We start from the raw sequence: 24,277 nt of genomic DNA, 5'->3' as shown, positions 1-24,277 counted from the left end.
TCTCACTTCCCTATGGGCTGTATTTTCCTCCGCACTTCTTTGGAAATCTCCAAAAACATGTAGTTCAACTTTCCGGAATGGATTCCTTCTACATTATCCTTATACTTTTTATTAGCGTATTGTTTCGATTTCTCAAAAGTCAGTAAAGACATTTCATTCTGTGATTTACCTACCATCGTAGAGTCCAGTTGTTCGTCCGGAAAGAAGTCGTCCAGGTCGACATCACCGATCATCGTCGTTTCAAGAAAATTCATATCCTTATGTGAGTTGTCGGTGTAATATCCCACAAACATATGTCCCGGAGTACGCACTAATATAGGTTCGATATTAATCGAACGAAGCAACGACGCAAACAGTACACTTCCATCCACGCAATTAATCTGCGAAGACTCCAAAGCGTCATCAAAAGTACGGACACGCTGCGAAAAGACGACATTACTGGAAAGGCTCGTGTTAGAAACAGAGCTATAACGGAATTTACGTTTCTGCAAAACATTCCAGAGGGCATATACCTGCTTGTCTACTGCTCCTTTTGCCGTACTTTGATAGCCCAGAAAGCGGTTTACAATACGAGTATTCAAGGCTTCACGCAGTAGCTGGTCGATCATCGGATTCTCTTCATTCACATAGGCCGCAAAGAAAATGCTGGTATCATAGAACTTCGTTCCATTGGCTACATATCCCAACAGGCACTCATTGACGCTACGTACTGAAAATGTACGCACCCGCTGCCCCATATCTTTTCCATTCATTTCTACTTTTACCGCCACGCTCACCGGTTCCGCCTGCACATTATTCTTCAATGCTTCATAATTCCAGATGATATCCGGATAAATGGTATATTCTGTTCTTGGTTTATTCAGTACGAATTCCGATACGGAACGTGAGAAAAACGGAGTTTCGGCAACTTCAATCCGGACCCTGCTGTAAGCTGTCCGCGACTTTACGCGGATGGCAATACATGACTTCGGATTTCCCAGATACATAGAATCGGTAGGAGTAATAACCTGAGCATCTGTGGTCGCTACCGACAAAATAGCCGACGGAAAGATATTCCCTCCCAAATCATCTACTATCTCGAAACCTGAATTAAAAGCAGAATATTTAAAGACTGATATTCCCCCAATTAAAATAAGGAGCACAATGACTGCTCCTATGATTTCGCGTCTATAGCGTTTCAGATCTATTCTTATCATTATCTATATCCTTAATATATGTATTATTACCTTATATCGCTAACAAAGATAACAAATAACAACCGTTTTTTACTTGAGTATTCAACAAAATCTTTTAAATCCCCTCTCACTTGCCACTTTCCGTCGAATGTAATATGATTGTAACATTTGTTTCATCCGCCCGTAACAAAATCTCCTCATCTTTGTCTCGGAATAAAATAAAAACTTAACTTTGTCATATCACATTAATACATATATCTTATGAACGATTACCGTATTTTAGTTGTCGACGATGAAGAAGACCTCTGTGAGATCCTGAAATTTAATCTTGAGAATGAAGGTTACGAGGTTGATACCGCTAACTCTGCCGAAGAAGCGCTGAAAATGGACATCAGCAGTTACCACCTGATTCTCCTGGACGTGATGATGGGAGAAATCTCCGGATTCAAAATGGCGAACATGCTGAAGAAGGACAAAAAGACGGCTATGGTGCCTATCATCTTCATCACGGCGAAAGACACAGAAAATGATACTGTGACCGGATTCAACCTGGGAGCAGACGACTATATCTCGAAACCCTTCTCCCTGCGTGAAGTCATCGCCCGCGTGAAAGCTGTATTGAGACGCACAGCCACAACGGAAACGGAAAAAGTGCCCGAACGACTTGTCTACCAGTCACTCGTGATTGACATCACCAAGAAAAAGGTGAGCATAGATGACGAAGAAGTACCGCTGACTAAAAAAGAATTTGAGATACTGCTTCTATTGGTACAGAACAAAGGACGTGTATTCTCACGCGAAGATATTCTTGCCCGCATCTGGAGTGATGAAGTCTACGTACTCGACCGTACCATCGACGTAAATATCACCCGCCTGCGGAAAAAGATAGGCGAATATGGCAAATGTATTGTCACCCGCCTGGGATATGGATATTGCTTTGAAGCAGAATAATAAACGATTATGAACCTACCTGTCACCCAAAAACATTTCCTTTCTTTCAGCCGGAAGCTTTTCCTTTCGGTCATTTCGTTGTTTCTGGTATTCGCCATCTGCTTTATAGCCTACCAGTATCAGCGTGAAAGAGAATATAAAATCGAGTTACTGAATACGCAGTTACAAGATTATAACAGCCGACTGTATGAACGCCTGAATAATAGCGCAGCTATCGAAGAAGTCACAAGCAAATATATTCGTGAGCATGCGCTACAAGACTTACGTGTCACACTGATCGATCTGCAGGGAAATGTGATCTATGACAGTTATAAGAATCAGAATCAGCCACTAGAGAGCCATCTCAATCGCCCGGAAGTGCAGAAAGCCCTGAAAGAGGGTAACGGATTCGATGTACGTCGTACTTCTGAAACTACCGGATTGCCTTATTTTTACTCCGCCACACGCTACGGAGATTATATGATCCGTTCGGCACTACCTTATAATGTAAGTCTGATCAATAACCTGCAAGCAGACCCGCATTACCTTTGGTTTACAGCTGCCATATCTTTGCTGCTTATCATCATCTTCTACAAATTCACGAATAAACTGGGCACTTCTATCAGCCAGTTACGCGAATTTGCCATGCGTGCCGACCGGAACGAACCGATTGAAATGGCAATGCAATCCGCTTTTCCCCACAACGAGCTGGGCGAGATTTCGCAGCACATTATCCAGATCTACAGACGTCTGCATGAAACCAAGGAAGCTCTTTACATCGAACGCGAAAAGCTGATTACCCACCTTCAGATTTCACACGAAGGACTGGGTATATTCACTAAAGATAAGAAGGAGATTCTGGTCAACAATCTCTTTACCCAATACAGTAACCTGATCTCAGACTCTAACCTGGAAACGACAGAAGAAGTTTTCGCTATCAGCGAACTGAAAGAGATCATCAACTTCATCAACAAAAACCAGCAACAACGTTCACGGGGAAAAGACGAAAAACGTATGTCTGTCACCATCAACAAGAACGGACGAAACTTTATCGTAGAATGTATCATTTTCCAAGATGCCAGTTTCGAGATATCCATCAACGACGTTACCCAGGAAGAAGAACAAGTAAGACTGAAACGCCAGCTGACACAAAATATCGCCCACGAACTGAAAACGCCGGTAAGCAGTATCCAAGGATATCTGGAAACGATTGTCAACAACGAAAACATCTCCCGCGAGAAGATGAACACTTTCCTCGAACGCTGCTATGCACAGAGCAACCGCCTCAGCCGTCTGCTACGTGACATATCCGTACTAACCCGTATGGACGAAGCCGCCAACATGATAGATATGGAACGAGTGGACATCAGCGTACTGGTAGGAAACATCATCAACGAAGTTTCACTGGAACTGGAAGAAAAGCATATCACCGTTATCGATTCACTCAAGAAAGGTATTCAGATAAAAGGTAACTACTCATTGCTCTATTCCATCTTCCGTAACCTGATGGACAATGCCATCGCCTACGCAGGATCGAATATACAAATCAACATCAACTGTTTCCGTGAAGACGAGAATTACTATTATTTCAGCTTTGCAGATACAGGGATAGGGGTATCGCCGGAACATCTGAACCGCCTCTTCGAACGCTTCTACCGGGTAGACAAAGGCCGCTCACGCAAACTTGGCGGCACAGGACTGGGATTGGCCATTGTAAAGAATGCCGTGATCATACACGGCGGCAACATCTCAGCCAAGAATAACCAAGGCGGTGGTCTGGAATTTGTTTTCACATTAGCGAAAGAGAAATAATCCCCATACTATTCTTATTCCTCCTCAATAGGATAGTCACGCGATCTGCATAAAAATCGACCATTCTTCAAAAAGGAATATTCAAATAGGCAAGAAAGCGATTTATTCATCCGTCGTACAGAGATAAACGAAAAAACGCCTCCATTCGGCAACAATCAGATCCCATTATTTACATATAATGGGATTTTCCTGTCCTAAAGAAAGAGTCTCGTCGATATTCCTTTCTTTTCATCCTCGTCACATCTTCCCGACAATCCTTTTATCACTTCCTTCCGATCATCCGACAAGCGCCAACCAGCTTGACCAAAGCTATAAATTCGGCTGTTACTACTTGCCCACCGACCTAAATTAAGTTGCTCACCGAGGAGACCAACCTTACTCACCGAGGAAACTCGCTTTACACACCGACTTAAGCCACCTTACATTGCTTGTAAAATGTGTATATTATCTCTCCTAACATACAATACTATGCACAATCCCGTATATTATTGCATTGATTTATGCAATTCCTTCTCTGGTTGAATCATTTTCCAACGAACATTTGTGATGAATATCTTAAAAATAGCACATCATCCCCCTCCATTCTTCCCCCTAGAAGCCCTCAGAAAAAATCCTCTTGCAGTCCCATTCATCTCCCATCTTTCCTAAAAGAAGAACAGAAAAAAAGGAGAATACTTTGATTAAAATAAAAAGGGAATTATCTTTGTCTTCCGTGTTTAGATACAAGTCCAACATAAAAACCGTGAATTATGAAAACGAATATAAATTATCTGTTAGCTTTATGTTTCCTTCTCCTATGCGCCTGCAAAAGCGGCAACGCCTCAAGTCAGAGCAAAAGTGAAACTCCACAAGATACCATCAAATCATTTACCTTGCCCACCATCCCACCCATGCTGACCGCACCGGAACAACGTGCCGACTTTCTTGTAAAGCACTATTGGGACAACGTTAACTTTGCCGACACCAATTATATCCATCACCCGGAAGTCACCGAACAAGCATGGGCAGACTATTGCGACTTGCTAAACCACGTACCACTTGAAACTGCACACGAAGCAATGCGCAAAATGATTGACCGCAGCAATGCAGACAAGAAAGTATTCGCTTATTTCACCGACCTCGCGGATAAATATCTGTACGACCCGAACTCTCCAATGCGCAATGAAGAATACTACATTCCCGTACTGGAAGCCATGATAGCCTCGCCCATACTCGACGAAACAGAAAAGATACGTCCTCAAGCCCGCCTGCAACTGGCACAGAAAAACCGTATCGGTACCAAAGCCCTGAATTTCACCTACACCCTTGCCTCCGGCGCCCAAGGCAATCTGTATCAACTGAAAGCCGATTACATCTTATTATTCATCAACAACCCCGGCTGCCATGCCTGCACCGAAACAATAGAAGGACTGAAAAACGCCCCCTTTATCAACCAACTCCTAAAAGAAAAGAAACTCATCCTCCTCTCCGTCTATCCCGACGAAGAACTCGACGAATGGAGAAAACACCTCAGCGAATTCCCCAAAGAATGGATCAACGGCTACGACAAGAAATTTGCAATAAAAGAGCAACAACTATATGACCTCAAAGCCATCCCAACCCTATACCTCCTAAACAAGGAGAAAACCGTCCTGCTCAAAGACGCCACTGCACAAGCTATAGAAGAATATTTAATGACGAACGCTCAATAAAAAACATACACGCCCAATAACACCTCCGCCCCCACACCGCAAAGTCTCCCCGCCTCGTTTGTTCAGCGTTAGGCGGAGGCAGTTCTTTGAGCGTTCCTTTTTCTTTCGTCTTGATACGAAAGAAAAAGAACACCTCCTTGCAGAAAACAAATAAACTCTCTATCTTTGCACCGCATTGGTTTGCGCCCCCTCACACGAGGGAAGCAATTAAAAGGGAATCAGGTGTAAATCCTGAACAGTCCCGCTGCTGTAAGTTCCAATAAGATAATGTTGTGAGCAATTCACTCTCAGCCACTGGAAAGAATAAATCCGGGAAGGCGCCCACAACAGGAATAAGTCAGAAGACCTGCCATGTAATTTCGTTTCACTGCTTTCGAGGAAAAAGCGTTGAATCTAATGAACCGGACCTTCGTCTATCATTTCATTCACCATTTTGATTCAGAGAAAGTATGTACAAACTAATAAACTCTGCCAAGTTTATTATGTATGTCCGGTCGAAGCGATTTCGCCCGGACATTTTTATGAATAAAAGAATTTAGCTAATATGGAAAGATATTTAAGTTTACATCATCTCCAACGCTATCCCATGACTTTCTACGATCAGTAGAAAGTCATGAAAGCTCCATATACGTCATGCAATCAACCATTTACTCATACAAGCAAATCCATTATATATCATGTGATATAATATTCTCTTAATCAAATAAATAAAATATGAATTTAAAACAACTGTTCAAGCCGCTTTTGTTCTTAACTGCGGCATTCGTAATTGCGTCTTGTTCTACAGACGACTGTGACCTCGACCACTTGGAAAAACTACAAGGCCTGCCTGCCTTAAAAGCCGGTACATTCCCGGAAGAAGACCTAACACTTAATGTCGGAGAGAAATATGTATACTCCCCCAAAGCAAGCAGTCCGCTGGATATATATTACCAGTGGTATCAGAATGGAGAAGACATGTCTACAGACCCTTCATTCACATTCAATGCCGAACGTCCGTCACGTTCAAAAGTTATCCTGGAACTTAGCAATGATCTGGGAAAAGTTACGTTAGAAAACAAAGTGACCGTTCGGGGAGCTGACTACTCCAAAGGATGCCTCATTATTAACGAAGGCTGGTATGGACATGAGTCAGGAAGTATTTCATACTACAACTACGAAAACAACAGCATCGAGCATTGGTGCTACAAGAATCAGAACTTCGGCGATGAATTAGGAGTAACATCACAATCGGCCACTTTGTGGAATGGCAAGTTATACGTCTGTTCCAAGCAAAACAATCAGTTAGTAGTAATAGATCCTAAAACTCTATATGCAGAGAAAAGTAGTGGTACACTCACCAATTATCAGGCATACGAATTTATCGGCCTGAACGAAGACTACGGAGTGATTACTCACAACGGATATTTCACTCGTATTAATCTCAAAACTTTCGAAACGCTAACCCTTACAACTGTTGGAAACACCTATGCAGGAACAGGTAGTGGCATCGTCTATAATGGTAAACTACTTTTAAATGTAAACGCCAGTAGGTGGGGAGGTACCCCAAACATTCACGTAATAGATATCAATGACTTACTTGCTCCCGGTTTACAACCAACAGATAAAGTAGAATGTCAGCAACTGGATATAGTAACTTACGGCGGTACACGTTTTGTACAATGTAAAGATGGTAACCTTTATACAGTAGAAACGACTAAAGAAGGAATAAACAATTTAGTTCAAATAAAACCTGACCTTACATTCGAAAAGAAGGAGATGCGGAGTGATTACTCTCCCTCTTCTTTCGGTGCCTACAGAGAAGCGACTTTCTGCGGGACCTCAGACGGCACGTTCTACTATATCGCAGGAGGAAAAATCTACCGGGCAACGTTTGACAATCCTGCTCCTACAGAAGCGCTCACCACTTACACCAAAGACGGTTATGGATTTTATGGTGCAGGTATCCGTGTAAATCCCCAAACAAATGAATTGCTTGCAATGTATCTGACCAGCGAATATAACAAAAATCTCATAGTCCGATTCAATGCCACAACAGGAGAAAAGATTTCAGAAATAACCTACGACGGTTACTACTTCCCCGCTACCTTTATTTTTAATTAATAGCAAAACTTAGAAACAAGATGAATAAGTTATATACAACTTTATTAATAGCATGTATTGCAGTAGGGTTTACTGCCTGTAATGACGACGATTGCGATGATCTGCATCTTGGCAATCTGGCAAACTATCCAAACGTATTAAAAGGGACATTCCCAACCGAAGACCAGGTGCTGGAACTAGGAGAAACATTAGAAATCACTCCGGAATTACTTAATCCCGAAGACGCTACATATTCATGGCTTCTCAATGGAAAAGAGATCTCTACTGAACAAACATTTACTTATCAGGTCGATAATCCATGTCGGGCAGATCTGACTTGTGTTATCACAAATAAGTACGGAAAAGTAGAAATGAATACAAGTTTTCGTTCCAACCATGACTTTTCCAAAGGTTTCTTTTATCTGGCTGACGGAACATTCAACTTCTACGATACGGAAAAGAAGGTTACCTACAAGGATTGCTATTCCTCTCTGAACGCTGGAAAAACTTTAGGGATGGGTAGTTATGACAATGCAAATATCAGTAATTACAATGGCAAGTTCTACGTTCTGGTAAAGACCAGTACATCGAATAAAGATCAGTTCTTTGTCGTTGATGCCAAAACGCTTTATTATGAAAATTCTGCTATAGTAGGTGCCAACCTGAACGGTCTGACCATTCTGAACGATCAATATGCTTTAGTGACAGGAGACGGTATACATCGCATTGATCTTAAATCACTTAGCAATATCAAGATCAAGGACAAGTATATGTTCAGCATCTATAACGGATTAGTATTCAACGGTAAAGTATTATCCAATGAAACTTATCAAGGTGACGCCCCAGTACAATCCTACGATGTAAACGAATTGCTTGCCGCTAAAGAAGGAGAAGAACCTACCGCCACACCATTGGATATCAATCAAAACCAGAAAACTAATTTCGTACTGGCTAAAGACGGCAATGCCTATACACTCGAAGCAACCAGTGAAGGAAATTACCTCGTGAAGATCAATAAGGATTTTACCGTAGAAAAAACATTATTGGCTTTCCAGCCGGCAAAAAGTTCTTACTCTACACCTACCATCGGTATGGTAGCATCTGAAAGTGAAAACATAATCTACATTGTATCCAATGATGGTGCTATATACAAATATGTAATAGGTGAAAACAATTCATTGAGTCAACCCTTTATTGCAGTGGACAAATTAAAATCTTCCATTACTACCACTCCACAACTTAATCAACAAACCGGAGAGTTATACGTAGTTTATTACCAGGAATCGAAGTATACGATTACCGTTTACAATAAAGACGGCTCCTTAAACTATTCCGTAGACTGTGGTAGCAGTTCTCCTTCTCACGTATTATTTAACAACTAAACTAATATTCGGAAATGAAAAAACATTGGTACATCTTAGCAGTAATGACAACTGTTATATTCACTTCGTGCAACAAAGACGAGGAAATCACAGAAGAAACAAATGAACTCAAAGTATTGGAATACTGCCCGGCACCGGGACAATTCATTAACGAGGGGTTCAACTGCCAGACGATGCAAGAAGCAAACGCCTATGCAGAGCAACGCTTCAAGCAGAAAAACTATGTTTCTCTCGGATCTTTTGGCGGATATATTACCGTCAAAATGCCGAAAGAGATCAAGAACCGCAAAGGATATGACTTTGGTATCATTGGCAATCCTTTTGACGGAAGCTCGGAACCCGGCATCGTATGGGTATCGGAAGATGCTAACGGTAACGGAAAAGCAGACGATGTCTGGTACGAACTTAAAGGAAGCGACAATCCGACACGGGATTACTCCGTTACCTATTTCAGACCTGACGAAATAGGAGACATTCCTTGGGAAGATAGCGAGGGAGAGAAAGGTGTCATCAAGTCTCTCTCTCAATATCATGCTCAAATGTATTATCCCAACTGGATCAAAGAAGACTCTTATACACTGACCGGAAGCATGCTTGAACCACGTACCGTACTGGAAGGCGGTAAATGGAAAAACCAGTCTTTCGGCAAAGGATATGCCGACAACTGGGGAAGCGATATGGCAAAAGACGACAACGGCAATTACCGCTATAACCAGTTTGATCTGGACGATGCAATCGATTCAAACGGCAACTCCGTGAAGCTGGATCGTATCCATTTCGTAAAAGTGCAAAGTGCCATCTTGAAGAATGTAGAGTCAATCGGTGAAGTCTCTACCGAAGTATTGGGCTTCAAGGCATTCTAGAAAACAATTAGAGATCATGGATTTACTATCGCTCCTTTCTTGCAAAAGACAAATAAACTCTCTATCTTTGTCGCGCATTGGTTTGCAACTCTCATGCACGAGGGGAGCGATTAAAAGGGAATCAGGTGCAAGTCCTGAACAGTCCCGCTGCTGTAAGTTCGTATATTATGTTGTGAGCAACGACTTCTAGCCACTGGAAAGCAAAGTCCGGGAAGGCGCTCGCAATAAGAACAAGTCAGAAGACCTACCATGCAAACTCGTTTCACTGCTTTCGAGGAAAAAGCGTTGAGTCTAATGACCCGGACATTTCGTCCATCATTTCATTCACCACTCTGATTCAGAGAAAGTGTGTACAAACTAATAAACTCTGCCAAGTTTATTATGATGTCCGGTCGAAGTGAGTTCGCCCGGACATTTTTAATTAAAACGAGGTGGACGACAAAGATAAAATGGAAGAGAGAACATTTTGTAAAACGATATATGCGGTACTCTGCTGCCTGCTCCTTTCTACATCACTTTTTGCGCAAAAGCAAAAGGTAGACACCACTCATATTTATTCGATCCCCGAAATAACGGTCTCCGACCCTTATCAGACCCGGGAAGTCCGCTCCACCACTCCCGAACAAATCTTCTCAAAAGAGGAACTCAAAAATCTGCATGTACTGCAAGTATCGGATGCAGTAAAGCATTTCGCCGGAGTCACCGTGAAAGATTATGGAGGTATCGGAGGGCTGAAAACCGTATCTATACGAAGCCTAGGAGCACAACACACCGCTGTAGCCTATGACGGTATTACTATCAGCGACTGCCAGACCGGACAAATAGACATCGGACGTTTCTCTTTAAATAACGTCGACCGCCTTTCACTCCACAACGGACAAGGAGATAATATTTTTCAACCTGCCCGTACCTTTGCCTCCGCCGGATTATTGAACATACAAACACCCACTCCGTATTTCTCTGCCCACAAGCAGACCAATATGGCAGCCGAATTCAAAACCGGTTCATGGGGCTTAGTAAACCCTTCTCTCTTACTGGAACGACAACTCACTAATACATGGAGCATGTCTGCCAATGGAGAATGGATGTCTTCAGACGGTCATTATCCATTTATCCTGCACTACGGAAACGGCGAAGACATGCAAACCAGCAAAGAGAAACGTCACAACACCGATGTACAAAATCTCCGTGCAGAAGTAGGCATCTACGGCAATTTCTCCGACAAAGAACAGTGGAAACTGAAAGCCTACTATTACCAGTCTTCACGAGGCTTGCCCAATGCGACAACCCTGTATTACGACTTTGCCCTGCAACATCTACGAGACAAAAATACATTTATCCAAAGCCAATACAAGAAAGAATTCAACAGGAAATGGGTATTTCAGACATCTGCCAAATGGAACTGGAGTTACCAGAACTACCAAGACCCGAATCCTACCGTAGCGGCAAAGGAAATCAATAACAGCTATTACCAGCAAGAGTACTACCTGTCTGCCTCCACTCTTTACCGGATGCTGGACAATCTCTCTTTCTCCTTGTCGACCGACGGAAGCATCAACACAATGAATGCCAATTTAAATAACTTTGTCTCCCCTACCCGGTACTCATGGCTGACTGCCTTTGCCGGAAAATACATGAATAACTGGGTGACATTATCTGCCTCTGCCCTGGCAACCGTCATCAATGAAAAAGCCAAAAGCGGAGGGAGTGCAGGCAATCACCGGAAACTGTCTCCCAATGTCAGCGCCTCGATCAAACCTTTTGAGAATGAAGAACTCAGGTTCCGCTTTTTCTACAAAGACATCTTCCGCCTGCCTAGTTTCAACGATTTATATTACAGCCAGACGGGAAATATCAACTTAAAACCGGAGAATGCCATTCAGTATAACATAGGCATCACCTATAGTAAAGAAATAAATGACTTTATACCTTATATTTCGGCTACTGTAGACGCTTATCATAATAAAGTGACCGACAAGATTATAGCTGTTCCAACCAAGAATTTATTCACCTGGAGCATGCTCAATCTCGGCAAGGTAGATATAAAAGGAATAGATGCAACAGCCAGTATCAACCTGCAACCTTGGCAGAAGCTCGGAATTAACCTCTCCGGCAACTACACCTACCAACGGGCACTGGATGTGACCAACTCTGATCTTAACACTCCTGAAGGAAGAGTTTACAAACATCAGATAGCCTATACCCCCAGAGTTTCCGCATCCGGACATGCCGGAATAGAAACTCCCTGGGTGAATCTGTCCTATTCCTTCCTGTTCTCGGGCAAACGGTACATGCTCGGACAGAATATCAGTGATAACCGTTTGGACAGCTATAGCGATCACAGCCTCTCTGCCGGCAGAGATTTTAAGATGCGGAATGTCACAGCATCATTAAACGTAGAAGTGCTGAACTTACTGAACAAGAATTACGAGATTGTAAAGAACTTCCCCATGCCGGGACGATCTTTCAGAGTCACGGTAGGAGTCAGATATTAATAATGGAGCCATTAAACTTTGTGTATGAAAGAAAGCATACTTTATAATATATATCAATCAGGGAAATATTTATCCCTTTTATTGTTCTTCCTCATCGCCTGTGATGACTTGGAGGACAAGCCCAGCCTGGTGCCCGGAGAAAGCGGAGACGTCTACGAAACCGGCACAGCGGAAATGTATATTCTAAGCGAAGGACTATTCAATCAGAACAACAGCTCACTGGCCCGCTATTCTTTCAATCAGCAGAAACGTACCAGCAATTATTTCAGTGCAAACAACCAACGGGGATTAGGGGATACCGCCAATGACATGGCTATCTATGGCAATAAAATATATATCGTAGTCAATGTATCAAGTACCGTAGAAGTAATAGACTTTACGACCGGAAAATCAATCCGTCAAATACAAATGCTGCGTGATAACGGCAGTTCTCGCCAGCCCCGTTCGATAGCTTTCGATAAAGACAAGGCATACGTATGCTCTTTTGACGGAACAGTAGCCAGAATTGATACTACTTCACTGGAAATAGAAGCCATTATTACAGCAGGAAGAAACCCGGACGATATCTGTGTGCAAAATAACAAACTGTATGTATCCAACTCAGGCAGCCTGGATTATTCCGGCCCGGGTGTGGATAACACCGTATCAGTGATTGACATCACGACTTTCAAAGAAACCAAGAAAATCGAAGTCGGTCCCAATCCGGGGAAAATACTTCCGGGACTGGAAGATGCAGTATATGTAGTAACACAGGGTGCCGACATCGAAGCCGGCGATTATCATCTGGTACGAATCGACAGTCGCACAGATGTTGTTACCAACACTTATGATGAAAAGGCTTTAAGCTTTACAATCGACGGCCCCATTGCCTATCTATACACATACGACTATCAGACAAAAGCCTCTGCTATCAAAGTTTTCGACCTCACTACCGGAACTGTAATACGAGACAACTTCATCACGGATGGAACAATCATTCAAACTCCTTTCAGTATCCAGACAAACCCTTTCAGCGGAAATATTTATATTACGGAAGCCTACAATTATACCATCAAAGGGGATGTCCTCTGTTTCAACCAGCAGGGACAACTTCAATATCGCCTGAATGAAATAGGTTTAAATCCCAATACAATTGTATTCAGTGATAAAGCTTCACAAAACGACGCAAGTGATATTCCGGACGACCCGAATGCTCCTTCCGCCTTTGCCAACAAAGTATTGGAGTATATGCCTGCCCCCGGACAGTTTATAAATACTACAACTTCCGCTTATGAGGACGGCTTTTCTGCCGAACAAGTCCTGGAACGTGCGACTGAAAAGCTAAAAAAGAAATCAGTTATTTCCCTAGGCGGTTTCGGCGGGACAATCACCGTAGGTTTCCATCAGCCAATACGCAATATCAAAGGGGAATATGATTTCAAGATTCTGGGTAATGCTTCCTACAATCAAAATACCGGTACGGGAGCTCTAGGAGGAAGTGCCGAACCGGGCATCGTTTTGGTTTCAAAAGATGTAAACGGAAACGGATTACCCGATGATGAATGGTACGAACTGGCAGGGAGCGAATATGGAAAGGATACGGAAACACGTGGTTATGAAATAACTTATCACCGACCTCAACCGGCTAATGGAGATGTCCGTTGGACCGATAATCAGGGAGGAGAAGGTTATATTTATAGAAACACCTACCATCAACAAGATTCTTATTATCCGAATTGGATAGAAGAAGATGAGATAACCTTCCGTGGAACACGCTTGAAAGATAATGCGGTAAATGAAGGAGGTACATGGGTAGGCTACTGTTATCCGTGGGGGTATGCAGATAATCATCCTTATAATACGGAACATTGTCAATTTAAAATCGACTGGGCAGTAACTCAAAATGGGAGACCAGTTGCATTGGATGAAATTGATTTCATTAGAATATATACAGCTGTAAACCAGAATGTAGGCTGGACAGGAGAAATATCAACAGAAATCATGACAATAGAAGATTTACATTTTGAGAAGTAATCAACTAAATAATCAACAATTTAAATTAAAGCAGAAACATGAAGAAATTATTTTTACTTTTAACGATATCCACATTTATTTTTTGTGGATGTAGTGACGATGACAAGGACAATGGTCCTAAAACATATGTACTAAATTTGCCAAGCTATGAAACTCATACTCTTGATTTAGGTGATGTAGAAAATCCTATTGATACTTGGTCAAGTAGTTATGAAGATCAAGGTACAACTTATACCACTAATTATTTCCAAACTCTCCTGACAGACAATAGTAAGATTTTCGAATTTGATTGTATTTCGTCTGACTCTTATGGATTTGGTTCCGATGGATTTGCATTCACCAACTGTACAATAAACGATTGTCCAGACTTCTCTGTATATGACTATCGTGCAATTCCTAAAAAAGGAGTAAGTAGCAATACATATGTTGTTGTGGGTGCTGCCGGATATAAAGTAGGTTCAAACAGCGACAAAGAAGTATCAATACGATTCAAAGACAATGAAAATCCAAATAAAACAGAAGATTATCAAGTAAAAGGTCTATATGTAACTAATTGTGTATATGCTTACAAGAGTATGAAAGAAGGTAGCTCTATTTTTAGTGGACTAGACAAATTTGAAGCTAATGACTCATTTAAACTAAAAATACACAATTTTGACAAAACTAAAATGGTGGAATGTGACTTAGCAGAAGGAACGAATATTCTAACAACATGGAAATGGGTAGATCTTACAGCACTTGGAGAAACCAATGGCTTAAAATTTACAATGATCTCAACGAAAGTTAATGATTGGGGGCCCATGACTCCTACTTATTTCTGCCTTGATGGCATCACTCTTATTGAAGACTAAAACAACTGTTTGATTGAGTACAAACGGGCGCTCGATTATATCAAATAAAACGAATGATTACCCAATAGAGCGTATAATCATACTAGACAGGACATATGATTGTATCAAACAGAACACATAATTTTAAGAATCAGACTTCAAATGATGAAGCCTGATTCTTTTTTCATCATAAACTCACTTTTGTAATCTATCTTACCAAATCTTTCAAACAAGATCTCCCTGCTCTACATTAACAAAAAGTCATCAAAAGTTTGCTTATTACACCTACTTTTACTATTTTAGTCGGACAAAATCTAAAATCTACAACAATGGAGTTACCTTTTGCCGAATCATGGAAAATAAAGATGGTAGAACCCATCAGAAAAAGTACCCGCGAGGAACGCGAGCAGTGGATCAAAGAAGCACATTACAATGTCTTCCAACTCAAATCAGAACAAGTTTATATCGACCTTATCACTGATTCCGGAACAGGAGCTATGAGCGACCGCCAATGGGCAGCTATGATGCTGGGAGACGAAAGCTATGCAGGCGCTACCTCCTTCTTCAACCTAAAGAATACAATCACGAAACTCACAGGATTCGAATATATAATCCCTACCCACCAGGGACGAACAGCAGAGAATGTCCTTTTCTCCTATCTCGTACACGATGGAGACATTGTACCCGGCAACTCACATTTTGATACCACCAAAGGGCATATCGAAGGACGTCATGCCATCGCATTGGATTGTACCATCGATGCAGCCAAAGATACTCAACTAGAAATTCCCTTCAAAGGAAACGTTGATCCGGAAAAACTGGAAAAAGTATTACGCGAGCATGCTGACCACGTTCCCTTTATCATAGTTACCATTACCAACAACACAGCGGGAGGACAACCTGTATCCATGCAAAACCTGCGTGAGGTTCGTACCATTGCTGATAAATATAACAAACCGGTACTTTTCGACTCCGCACGTTTCGCAGAAAATGCCTACTTCATTAAAATGCGTGAAAACGGCTATCAGCAGAAATCAATAAAAGAAATCACACGGGAGATGTTCGATCTTGCCGACGGAATGACCATGAGTGCCAAGAAAGATGGCATCGTCAATATGGGAGGATTCATTGCAACCCGACTTAAAGAGTGGTACGAAGGTGCCAAAGGCTTTTGTGTGCAATACGAAGGCTACCTCACCTACGGAGGAATGAACGGACGGGATATGAATGCCCTTGCCACCGGATTGGATGAGAATACAGAATTCGATAATCTGGAAACACGTATCAAACAAGTAGAATACCTGGCCAAAAAACTGGATGAATATGGAATTCCATATCAACGCCCCGCCGGAGGACACGCCATCTTTGTCGATGCATCCAAAGTATTGACACATGTCCCCAAAGAAGAATTTCCGGCACAGACATTAACAGTCGAACTCTATCTGGAAGCCGGCATTCGTGGATGCGAAATCGGATACATCCTTGCTGACCGCGACCCGGTTACTCACCTGAATCGCTTTAACGGACTCGATTTACTCCGGCTTGCCATCCCTCGCAGAGTGTATACCGACAACCATATGAATGTAATAGCCGCCGCCCTCAGAAATGTATATGAACGAAGAGAATCTATTACTCATGGAGTTCGTATCGTCTGGGAAGCTCCTCTCATGCGCCATTTTACAGTTCAATTAGAACGATTATCATAGCAGCAAAAAGGAATCATCAGCATAAGCAAGGACGATAATCCATATAAACAAAATCAACTCTCAAGTGTTTATATTATAATCAATTGAACTTAATACGTAAAAATTATGGCAGAAGATTATAAACTTATAGATAACGAAGAGAAACATCGATATGAATTTCAAATCGATGACAAAATAGCCGAAATAGACTATATAAAATCAAACAATGGAGAAATTTACCTTGTTCATACTGAAGTCCCCGCCTCTCTTGGAGGCAAGGGAGTTGGTTCTCAACTTGCAGAAAAAGTATTGTCAGATATTGAACGACAAGGTTTACGTTTGGTACCCCTTTGCCCATTTGTAGCCGGATATATCCATAAGCATCCGGAATGGAAACGAATAGTAATGCGTGGTATTCATATTAAATAAAAGTAGAAAATATGGGAAAGAAAGTAGAATACACAAATGGCGAATTAACCATCATATGGCAGCCGGAAATGTGTCAGCACGCCGGAATATGCGTAAAAATGTTACCCAATGTATATCACCCGAAAGAAAGACCGTGGGTACAAATTGAAAATGCGACAACGGAAGAATTAATTGCACAAATCAGCAAATGTCCGTCAGGAGCATTAAGCTACAGGCTTAATAAAAAAGATAATAAGTAATCCGATATAAACGGTGAATAATTTGGGGAACAACCACTCATTATTCACCGTTTTTCAATATGCAATCACAAGTCCCGAAACGGCAATAGTGCACAACAAACATAATGACGCTATCATGTGACGATGGTGACGCCATCCTACAGAGATAGTGACAGTATACCAACCGGATAGCGTCACTATGTTTTATTGATTAATTCTCAGTTATTTGATGATAGTCCAAGTCAGAACAAAATCCGGAGAGATGCGATAGCCCACTGCAAACGACTGTTGTTGTTCCGTAGCATATTCCTGTACCTGAAATGTCCCCTCTTTCTGAGGAACGAAGTGTGACAAACAAAGTTTCCGGAGATCAGCGTCTGCATTCTCCATTGATTTGAATATCGTCTCTTTTGCCGACCAATGTAACAGCATACTCCAGGTTACATCTCCCAAATATGGTTCTACTTGTTCGTCAGGACGGATAAAACGATCATACACTCTTTTTACACGATGACCATATTGTTCGATATCGATACCCACAGGAGCAATCGGACTTAGTATCACAGCCACATATCCTTTGGTATGCGAAATACTGATAAAAAAAGAATGATCACCCAAAGAAGGTTTCCCTTCAGATGAATAGATAATCTCTTTATCTTCCTGCAACATGGAATATAGAAGCACACGAACAGATAACCACTCCATTTTCCTGCGTTCTGAAGTAAAACGCTGCATCTCTTGCTCACAAGAAATTCTCCGGAAAGCAGGAAGAAGAGTCAATAAGCTTTCCTGAGACTCTTCCATCTTCCAAATAGCCCAGTGTATATCTTTCGTTTTATGTTGCAAAAACAATCCCATCTTCCTTCAGTTATTCTTTCTCCTCCGATGGCTCCGTTTCCTTGGGAAGAATCGTAAATTTAACTTTCAGGATACGCCGACTGTCCATCTCCAGCACTTCAAACTCATAATTATGATAAGTCACTTTCTCATGCAATGCAGGAAACTCCCCCTTTATTTCAAGTAACATACCGGCCAATGTATCCGCATCTCCTACCACTTTCTCAAACTCATCCTCATCTACTTTTGCAATCTTATAGAAATCGGTCAACTGCGTTTTTGCCTCGAACACCCATGTATGATCGTTCAGTACTACGTACGTGCGTTCTTCGTCATCATACTCGTCATGAATCTCACCTACAATTTCTTCGATAATATCCTCCATCGTCACCAGTCCGGAAGTTCCTCCAAATTCATCGACAACGATAGCAATATGAATTTTATTCGCCTGAAAATCACGGAGAAGATCATCAATCATCTTTGTTTCCGGCACAAAATAAGCAGGACGAATCAGTGACTGCCAACGGAAATTATCCCCCTTGTTGACATGCGGCAAAAGGTCCTTAATATACAGCACCCCCTTTATATTGTCCCGTGAACCGGAATAGATAGGGATGCGCGAATAAGCATTTTCAATGATACATTGCATCACCTCTTTGAAAGGTGTGCGAATATCCAGATCGACCATATCCAAACGTGAGGTCATCACTTCCTTCACGGTTTCCCCTCCAAAACGGATAATCCCTTCCAGAATATTATTCTCTTCGGAGATTTCTGCTTTATCCGTCAACTCCAAGGCATGAGACAATTCATCCACAGAGATATTATGGTTCTTTTTGGTAACATGCTTATTCAGAAAAGTGGTAGAGCGCACCAGCATGGAAGCGACCGGATGAAACAACTTTTCTAAAAAATAGATGCCCGGAGCAGAGAAACGACAAAATGCCAGCGTCTTTTGTGCCGAGTAAATCTTCGGCATAATCTCTCCGAACAGCAATAACAGGAAAGTCAGGATTACGGTCAGTATAATGAACTCTGCCAATGGAGAATGAAACACAAATACATCCATGAAAAAGAAGTTGCAGAGCATAATAATGGTCACATTAACAAAATTATTAGTGATCAGTATCGTAGCCAGAAGGCGTTCGGAATCTCCAAGAAGGGCGCTGATCTTTTCATCAGCAGGATGATTGTGTTCGTCAATATCATTCAGGTCCGAAGGAGAAAGTGAAAAAAAAGCTATTTCAGAAGCCGAAGCAAAGCCGGAAGCAAGCAGGAGCACACCTGCCAGTACTATGGCAATAATAGCAGAGATTGAAGGAGTGTTTACGGTAATACCGTTGAAAATTTCAGCCAATTGGCTTAAATAACCATCTGAGTCCAAAGAGTATATATTTTAGTTAAACAAAAGATAATGTGCCAATCAGCAATCAACCTATTGGCACATTATCACAGTATCTAAAACGGCAAGTCATCTGCCGGATTATCTTGTATCGGTTGTGCCTGTGAAGGCTGTACCTGTTGTTGCGGTTGTTGCATCTGCTGTGGCTGTTGAGCCTGTATTGCAGACGGCTGAGGAGCTCCCGCACCTGTATTAGCCCCTTTCGGAGACAACATTTCCATATTGTCCACAAATATTTCAGTAATATAGCGCATAGCACCTGATTGATCAGTATATGAACGGGTTCTTATTTTCCCTTCCAGATACAACTTGTCACCTTTATGCACATATTTGTCCACAATCTCAGCCAGACGGTTGGATGCAACAATATTATGCCATTCCGTTCTTTCGGGGATCTGGGTTCCATTAGCCAATGTATAGCCACGATCAGTGGTAGCCAAAGGAAAAGTTGCCACTGCCGAACCGGTATCGAAATATTTCACCCTAGGATCTTGTCCTACGTTTCCTATCAATATCACTTTATTTACTGACATATATGCATCAAGTTTATGTTCTATTATTTAAATCTGCTGCCAAAATTAAACAGAATAACGATAGTATGCAAGTATTTTAAGTATTAAGTAATAAGTATTAGGTATTAAGCTGCGCTGTAGACCGGATGGTTAATACTTAATACTTATTACCAATTACCAACTTCTGCACCAACTTAGAAATCGCATACTGATCCAAATCTTCTATCCGTATTTTCAGAAAGTCTGCAAAAGCTTTGGTACCCTCGGGCAATACCACTTCATATAGATTGGCGTAAATAATCCGATGAGACAATACATGCTTCACATTTCTGCAAACCAAACGTATCTCCGGATTCTCCTCCGATACCAGTAAAGCTTTGAATTCCGGCAATGACAAAAACTCCTCCTCCGACAAAGAAACCGGAGTTTCTATTAATGGCAGTTCAAACAGATTTTTCCATATATCATTCTCTGTCCGCTTATTTATATAGGTATACGCGCCCGCACGTACATACATATAATTGAAGTAACGGTTTGTCGTCTTTGTCTTGTGCTGTTTCACCGGAAGCTGAGCCACCCTTCCTGTTGAAAGTGCCGAACAACTATCCGCCAACGGACAAAACAAACAATCGGGTGACTGTGGAGTACACTGTATGGCCCCGAAATCCATAATACCCTGATTATAAAGAGCCGGCTGTTTCTTATCCAGCATTTCATCCGCCAGAGCAGCAAACAGTTTCTTTCCTTCCGTCGAATCAATCGGAGTATCAATGCCAAAATAACGGGAAAGTACCCGATACACATTTCCGTCTACCACCGCATAAGGCATACCGTAGGCAAAAGAACAGATAGCTGCCGCCGTATACTCCCCTACTCCTTTCAACGCCAGCACTTCGGGATATGTTTTCGGAAAAACTCCATTCATGCTTTTGGCTGCGGCATGCAGGTTGCGGGCACGAGAATAATATCCCAGTCCCTGCCAGTATTTCATCACTTCATCCTCGTCAGCGTCTGCCAATGTCTTCACATCAGGAAAACGTTTGATAAACCGGAGAAAGTAATCATATCCCTGCGCCACCCGTGTCTGCTGGAGAATAATCTCCGATATCCAGATCCGATACGGGTCCGACGATTCTCTCCAAGGCAAATCACGCTTGTATTCTTTATACCATTCAACTATAGCCTCACTAAAAATATTCATTCCTGATTTCGATCTATCATCTAACATTTATCTTGTATATACTATCCAAAAGCAGTACAAAAGTAACTCTTTTGACTCTAAGAAAACTTAATGCCTCCATTTTTTTAGAAAAATGTGCAGAATATATTTTTTTAGGAGACCAAAAAGCTATATATTTGCAGTCCAAAAAATTAGCAAGAACCTAGTAATAATATTTTTTTTAAGGAAAAATGACTAAAGCAGATATTGTAAACGAGATTACAAAGAAAACCGGTATTGATAAGACAACAGTTCTTACAACAGTTGAAGCATTTATGGAAGCTGTTAAAGACTCATTGTCTAACGATGAGAATGTATACCTTCGCGGGTTTGGTAGCTTCGTAGTTAAGAAAAGAGCTCAAAAGACAGCTCGTAATATTTCTAAGAATACTACTATCATCATTCCAGAGCACAACATTCCGGCCTTCAAACCGGCTAAGACATTTACAATTTCAGTAAAGAAATAATAAACAAGAGTATTAACCCATAAAATGTGAAGCTATGCCAAGCGGAAAAAAGAAAAAAAGACATAAAATGTCTACGCACAAGCGTAAAAAAAGACTAAGAAAGAACAGACATAAAAGCAAAAAATAATTTTTAAGTCTGATCAAACAGAATAAAGAACAAACTTGCGAAGCTACATGTCTTTCAAGTTTGTTCTTTGTTTAAGTAGCTAACCCAAAATGAACATTTTGTCAAAAAAGTTGTTCATACAAATGAGATTCAATCAATAATAAGAAAGCAAAACAGTGACAAGTGAAATTGTAATAGACGTACAGCCCAAAGAGGTCTCCATCGCCCTTCTCGAAGACAAGAGTCTGGTGGAACTTCAAAGCGAAGGAAGAAACATTTCTTTCTCAGTGGGCAATATGTATTTGGGACGTATCAAGAAATTGATGCCCGGACTGAATGCATGCTTTGTAGACGTCGGTTACGAGAAAGACGCTTTTCTTCATTATCTTGACCTGGGTCCTCAATTTAACTCACTCGAAAAGTTTGTAAAGCAGACTTTAAGCGACAAAAAGAAGCTGAACTCCATCAGCAAAGCAACCCTACTTCCTGACCTTGACAAGGATGGTACTGTAGCCAACACATTAAAGGTCGGACAAGAAGTGGTGGTGCAAATCGTTAAGGAACCTATCTCTACCAAGGGACCGCGACTGACGTCCGAAATTTCGTTTGCCGGACGCTATCTGGTACTGATCCCTTTTAATGATAAGGTTTCTGTTTCACAAAAGATTAAATCGAGCGAAGAGCGCGCCCGTCTGAAACAACTGTTGATGAGCATCAAACCTAAAAATTTTGGTGTCATCGTCCGTACAGTAGCCGAAGGCAAACGCGTAGCCGAACTCGACGGAGAGCTTAAAGTCCTGATCAAGCATTGGGAAGATGCAATGGCGAAAGTACAGAAAGCCACCAAGTATCCGACGTTGATTTATGAAGAGACCAGCCGCGCCGTAGGTTTGTTACGCGACCTCTTCAACCCTTCTTTTGAGAATATTCACGTCAATGACGAGGCTGTGTACAATGAAATCAAAGACTACGTAACACTGATCGCACCCGACCGGGCAAACATCGTGAAACTGTACAAAGGCCAACTTCCCATTTACGACAATTTCGGTATCACCAAGCAGATCAAATCATCGTTTGGTAAAACAGTCTCTTACAAGAGTGGTGCCTATCTGATTATTGAGCACACTGAGGCGCTTCACGTAGTAGACGTGAACAGCGGAAACCGCACCAAGAATGCCAACGGGCAGGAAGGTAACGCACTCGAAGTAAATCTGGGAGCCGCCGACGAGCTGGCTCGCCAACTGCGATTAAGAGATATGGGTGGTATCATCGTCGTGGACTTCATCGATATGAATGAAGCCGAAAACCGTCAGAAGCTTTATGAACGAATGTGTGCCAACATGCAGAAAGACAGGGCACGGCATAATATTCTGCCGCTCAGCAAATTCGGGCTGATGCAGATTACACGCCAACGTGTGCGTCCGGCAATGGACGTCAACACGACCGAAATCTGCCCCACCTGCTTCGGAAAAGGTACTATCAAATCGTCCATTCTCTTTACGGACACTTTAGAGAGTAAAATTGATTATCTGGTCAACAAACTGAAGGTAAAGAAATTCTCGTTACACGTCCATCCGTATGTCGCCGCCTTTATCAATCAGGGACTTGTCTCCCTCAAACGTAAATGGCAGATGAAGTACGGACTCGGTATCAAGATTATTCCAAGTCAGAAACTCGCTTTCCTGCAATATGTGTTCTATGATACACATGGAGAGGAAATCGATATGAAGGAAGAAATCGAAATCAAGTAACAGAAAAGGCGACTCATTTCAATATGAGCCGCCTTTTTGCATATAAGAGAATGCCTGTGGGAAATAGGAAGACATCCTCCAATTAGGAATAGATATATGAAAAAGTATACTTTCACAAGCGTTCCCTTTTTCATCTAGTCCTAACTATTAACCTTCACATTTAAGTGAAGAAAGGGTTATTGCAGAAGCACGGACTTTCACAAGTGCGAACCTCTTAAGGTTCCCAATGAGAGAGCACCTTATATAAATGATATATAAAGAAGTGGGGAAAAAAATCTCTCATGAGAAAGGGTATATTGTCTATTTTTGTCCTTATTTACTCAGCAATACAAATACTTACCCGATTTTCTTTCGGAGTATTATATGGCTGCACAGTAT

19 protein-coding genes and 2 riboswitches are annotated in these 24,277 nt (G+C 41.7%); of the genes, 14 read left to right on the top strand and 5 right to left on the bottom strand.

Annotated features, from left to right (window positions below; all coding sequences use genetic code 11):
• Nucleotides 1-2 precede the first annotated feature (2 nt).
• Entirely contained in the window at nt 3-1,196 is a 1,194-nt protein-coding gene (locus tag HMPREF2794_RS27100) for a hypothetical protein (RefSeq protein ID WP_010538733.1), read from the bottom strand.
• A 240-nt stretch (nt 1,197-1,436) separates the two neighbouring features.
• Here HMPREF2794_RS27100 and HMPREF2794_RS27095 point away from each other — a divergent pair, with 240 nt between their 5' ends.
• The 12 genes from HMPREF2794_RS27095 (at nt 1,437) to HMPREF2794_RS27040 (ending at nt 17,626) form a co-directional block, all read left to right on the top strand.
• Entirely contained in the window at nt 1,437-2,126 is a 690-nt protein-coding gene (locus HMPREF2794_RS27095) for a response regulator transcription factor (RefSeq protein ID WP_010538734.1), read from the top strand.
• 9 nt (nt 2,127-2,135) lie between these two features.
• Nucleotides 2,136-3,917, top strand: coding sequence for a sensor histidine kinase (locus tag HMPREF2794_RS27090; protein ID WP_010538735.1), 1,782 nt, complete (start codon nt 2,136-2,138; stop codon nt 3,915-3,917).
• A 749-nt stretch (nt 3,918-4,666) separates the two neighbouring features.
• A complete protein-coding gene (locus tag HMPREF2794_RS27085) occupies nt 4,667-5,608 on the top strand; it encodes a DUF5106 domain-containing protein (RefSeq protein WP_010538736.1) in 942 nt (313 codons plus the stop codon).
• Between the two features lie 159 nt (nt 5,609-5,767).
• Nucleotides 5,768-5,977: riboswitch (cobalamin riboswitch) on the top strand.
• Nucleotides 5,978-6,322: 345 nt separating this feature from the next.
• Entirely contained in the window at nt 6,323-7,711 is a 1,389-nt protein-coding gene (locus HMPREF2794_RS27080) for a DUF5074 domain-containing protein (RefSeq protein ID WP_010538737.1), read from the top strand.
• A gap of 20 nt (nt 7,712-7,731) precedes the next feature.
• Entirely contained in the window at nt 7,732-9,072 is a 1,341-nt protein-coding gene (locus HMPREF2794_RS27075; protein WP_010538738.1) for a DUF5074 domain-containing protein, read from the top strand.
• A gap of 14 nt (nt 9,073-9,086) precedes the next feature.
• Nucleotides 9,087-9,935 (top strand): hypothetical protein, encoded by an 849-nt coding sequence (locus tag HMPREF2794_RS27070; RefSeq protein WP_029425626.1) that lies wholly within the window; start codon nt 9,087-9,089, stop codon nt 9,933-9,935.
• Nucleotides 9,936-9,996: 61 nt separating this feature from the next.
• Nucleotides 9,997-10,202, top strand: a riboswitch (cobalamin riboswitch).
• A 182-nt stretch (nt 10,203-10,384) separates the two neighbouring features.
• On the top strand, nt 10,385-12,430 hold the full coding sequence (locus tag HMPREF2794_RS27065) for a TonB-dependent receptor plug domain-containing protein (protein ID WP_070753247.1): 2,046 nt from the start codon (nt 10,385-10,387) through the stop codon (nt 12,428-12,430).
• Between the two features lie 24 nt (nt 12,431-12,454).
• Complete coding sequence (locus tag HMPREF2794_RS27060) at nt 12,455-14,443, top strand: YncE family protein (protein WP_055269024.1); 1,989 nt, start codon at nt 12,455-12,457, stop codon at nt 14,441-14,443.
• Nucleotides 14,444-14,481: 38 nt separating this feature from the next.
• Complete coding sequence (locus HMPREF2794_RS27055) at nt 14,482-15,294, top strand: DUF4465 domain-containing protein (RefSeq protein ID WP_055269025.1); 813 nt, start codon at nt 14,482-14,484, stop codon at nt 15,292-15,294.
• A 308-nt stretch (nt 15,295-15,602) separates the two neighbouring features.
• Nucleotides 15,603-16,979, top strand: a complete 1,377-nt coding sequence (locus HMPREF2794_RS27050) for a tryptophanase TnaA (RefSeq protein WP_070753215.1) — start codon at nt 15,603-15,605, stop codon at nt 16,977-16,979.
• 105 nt (nt 16,980-17,084) lie between these two features.
• Nucleotides 17,085-17,387: a GNAT family N-acetyltransferase gene (locus tag HMPREF2794_RS27045; RefSeq protein WP_010538744.1), complete on the top strand. Its 303-nt coding sequence runs from the start codon at nt 17,085-17,087 to the stop codon at nt 17,385-17,387.
• 11 nt (nt 17,388-17,398) lie between these two features.
• Nucleotides 17,399-17,626 carry a (4Fe-4S)-binding protein gene (locus tag HMPREF2794_RS27040; protein ID WP_022301516.1) on the top strand — a complete coding sequence of 76 codons (228 nt, stop codon included), beginning with the start codon at nt 17,399-17,401 and terminating at the stop codon, nt 17,624-17,626.
• Nucleotides 17,627-17,827: 201 nt separating this feature from the next.
• Here HMPREF2794_RS27040 and HMPREF2794_RS27035 read toward each other — a convergent pair whose 3' ends face one another.
• The 4 genes from HMPREF2794_RS27035 to mutY form a co-directional block, all read right to left on the bottom strand.
• Complete coding sequence (locus HMPREF2794_RS27035) at nt 17,828-18,463, bottom strand: 4'-phosphopantetheinyl transferase family protein (protein ID WP_055269026.1); 636 nt, start codon at nt 18,461-18,463, stop codon at nt 17,828-17,830.
• A 10-nt stretch (nt 18,464-18,473) separates the two neighbouring features.
• The gene (locus HMPREF2794_RS27030) at nt 18,474-19,826 is read right to left on the bottom strand and encodes a gliding motility-associated protein GldE (protein ID WP_055269027.1); all 1,353 of its coding nucleotides are present in this window, start codon (nt 19,824-19,826) and stop codon (nt 18,474-18,476) included.
• 74 nt (nt 19,827-19,900) lie between these two features.
• Nucleotides 19,901-20,377 (bottom strand): single-stranded DNA-binding protein, encoded by a 477-nt coding sequence (locus HMPREF2794_RS27025; protein ID WP_055269028.1) that lies wholly within the window; start codon nt 20,375-20,377, stop codon nt 19,901-19,903.
• Between the two features lie 136 nt (nt 20,378-20,513).
• Nucleotides 20,514-21,557, bottom strand: coding sequence for an A/G-specific adenine glycosylase (gene mutY, locus HMPREF2794_RS27020; RefSeq protein WP_010538749.1), 1,044 nt, complete (start codon nt 21,555-21,557; stop codon nt 20,514-20,516).
• Between the two features lie 209 nt (nt 21,558-21,766).
• On the opposite strand from mutY, the gene HMPREF2794_RS27015 reads away from it, so the two are divergent.
• Both HMPREF2794_RS27015 and HMPREF2794_RS27010 read left to right on the top strand, forming a co-directional pair.
• Nucleotides 21,767-22,042 (top strand): HU family DNA-binding protein, encoded by a 276-nt coding sequence (locus HMPREF2794_RS27015; protein WP_008762277.1) that lies wholly within the window; start codon nt 21,767-21,769, stop codon nt 22,040-22,042.
• Nucleotides 22,043-22,324: 282 nt separating this feature from the next.
• Nucleotides 22,325-23,899 (top strand): Rne/Rng family ribonuclease, encoded by a 1,575-nt coding sequence (locus HMPREF2794_RS27010; protein WP_010538750.1) that lies wholly within the window; start codon nt 22,325-22,327, stop codon nt 23,897-23,899.
• Nucleotides 23,900-24,277: the final 378 nt, after the last annotated feature.

The sequence above is a fragment of the Bacteroides sp. HMSC067B03 genome, from assembly GCF_001811315.1.
In the GTDB taxonomy this organism is placed as follows: Bacteria; Bacteroidota; Bacteroidia; order Bacteroidales; family Bacteroidaceae; genus Bacteroides; species Bacteroides faecis.
This window is presented reverse-complemented; position numbering and strand designations above follow the sequence as displayed.

Excerpts from the sequence above, each read along its gene's own strand:
- HMPREF2794_RS27085 (WP_010538736.1), top strand. The coding sequence starts at position 4,667 with ATGAAAACGAATATAAATTATCTGTTAGCTTTATGTTTCCTTCTCCTA.
- HMPREF2794_RS27060 (WP_055269024.1), top strand. The coding sequence starts at position 12,455 with ATGAAAGAAAGCATACTTTATAATATATATCAATCAGGGAAATATTTA.
- HMPREF2794_RS27035 (WP_055269026.1), bottom strand. The coding sequence starts at position 18,463 with ATGGGATTGTTTTTGCAACATAAAACGAAAGATATACACTGGGCTATT.
- mutY (WP_010538749.1), bottom strand. The coding sequence starts at position 21,557 with ATGAATATTTTTAGTGAGGCTATAGTTGAATGGTATAAAGAATACAAG.
- HMPREF2794_RS27095 (WP_010538734.1), top strand. The coding sequence starts at position 1,437 with ATGAACGATTACCGTATTTTAGTTGTCGACGATGAAGAAGACCTCTGT.
- HMPREF2794_RS27070 (WP_029425626.1), top strand. The coding sequence starts at position 9,087 with ATGAAAAAACATTGGTACATCTTAGCAGTAATGACAACTGTTATATTC.
- HMPREF2794_RS27025 (WP_055269028.1), bottom strand. The coding sequence starts at position 20,377 with ATGTCAGTAAATAAAGTGATATTGATAGGAAACGTAGGACAAGATCCT.
- HMPREF2794_RS27055 (WP_055269025.1), top strand. The coding sequence starts at position 14,482 with ATGAAGAAATTATTTTTACTTTTAACGATATCCACATTTATTTTTTGT.
- HMPREF2794_RS27045 (WP_010538744.1), top strand. The coding sequence starts at position 17,085 with ATGGCAGAAGATTATAAACTTATAGATAACGAAGAGAAACATCGATAT.
- HMPREF2794_RS27065 (WP_070753247.1), top strand. The coding sequence starts at position 10,385 with ATGGAAGAGAGAACATTTTGTAAAACGATATATGCGGTACTCTGCTGC.
- HMPREF2794_RS27050 (WP_070753215.1), top strand. The coding sequence starts at position 15,603 with ATGGAGTTACCTTTTGCCGAATCATGGAAAATAAAGATGGTAGAACCC.
- HMPREF2794_RS27090 (WP_010538735.1), top strand. The coding sequence starts at position 2,136 with ATGAACCTACCTGTCACCCAAAAACATTTCCTTTCTTTCAGCCGGAAG.
- HMPREF2794_RS27040 (WP_022301516.1), top strand. The coding sequence starts at position 17,399 with ATGGGAAAGAAAGTAGAATACACAAATGGCGAATTAACCATCATATGG.
- HMPREF2794_RS27100 (WP_010538733.1), bottom strand. The coding sequence starts at position 1,196 with ATGATAAGAATAGATCTGAAACGCTATAGACGCGAAATCATAGGAGCA.
- HMPREF2794_RS27080 (WP_010538737.1), top strand. The coding sequence starts at position 6,323 with ATGAATTTAAAACAACTGTTCAAGCCGCTTTTGTTCTTAACTGCGGCA.
- HMPREF2794_RS27015 (WP_008762277.1), top strand. The coding sequence starts at position 21,767 with ATGACTAAAGCAGATATTGTAAACGAGATTACAAAGAAAACCGGTATT.
- HMPREF2794_RS27075 (WP_010538738.1), top strand. The coding sequence starts at position 7,732 with ATGAATAAGTTATATACAACTTTATTAATAGCATGTATTGCAGTAGGG.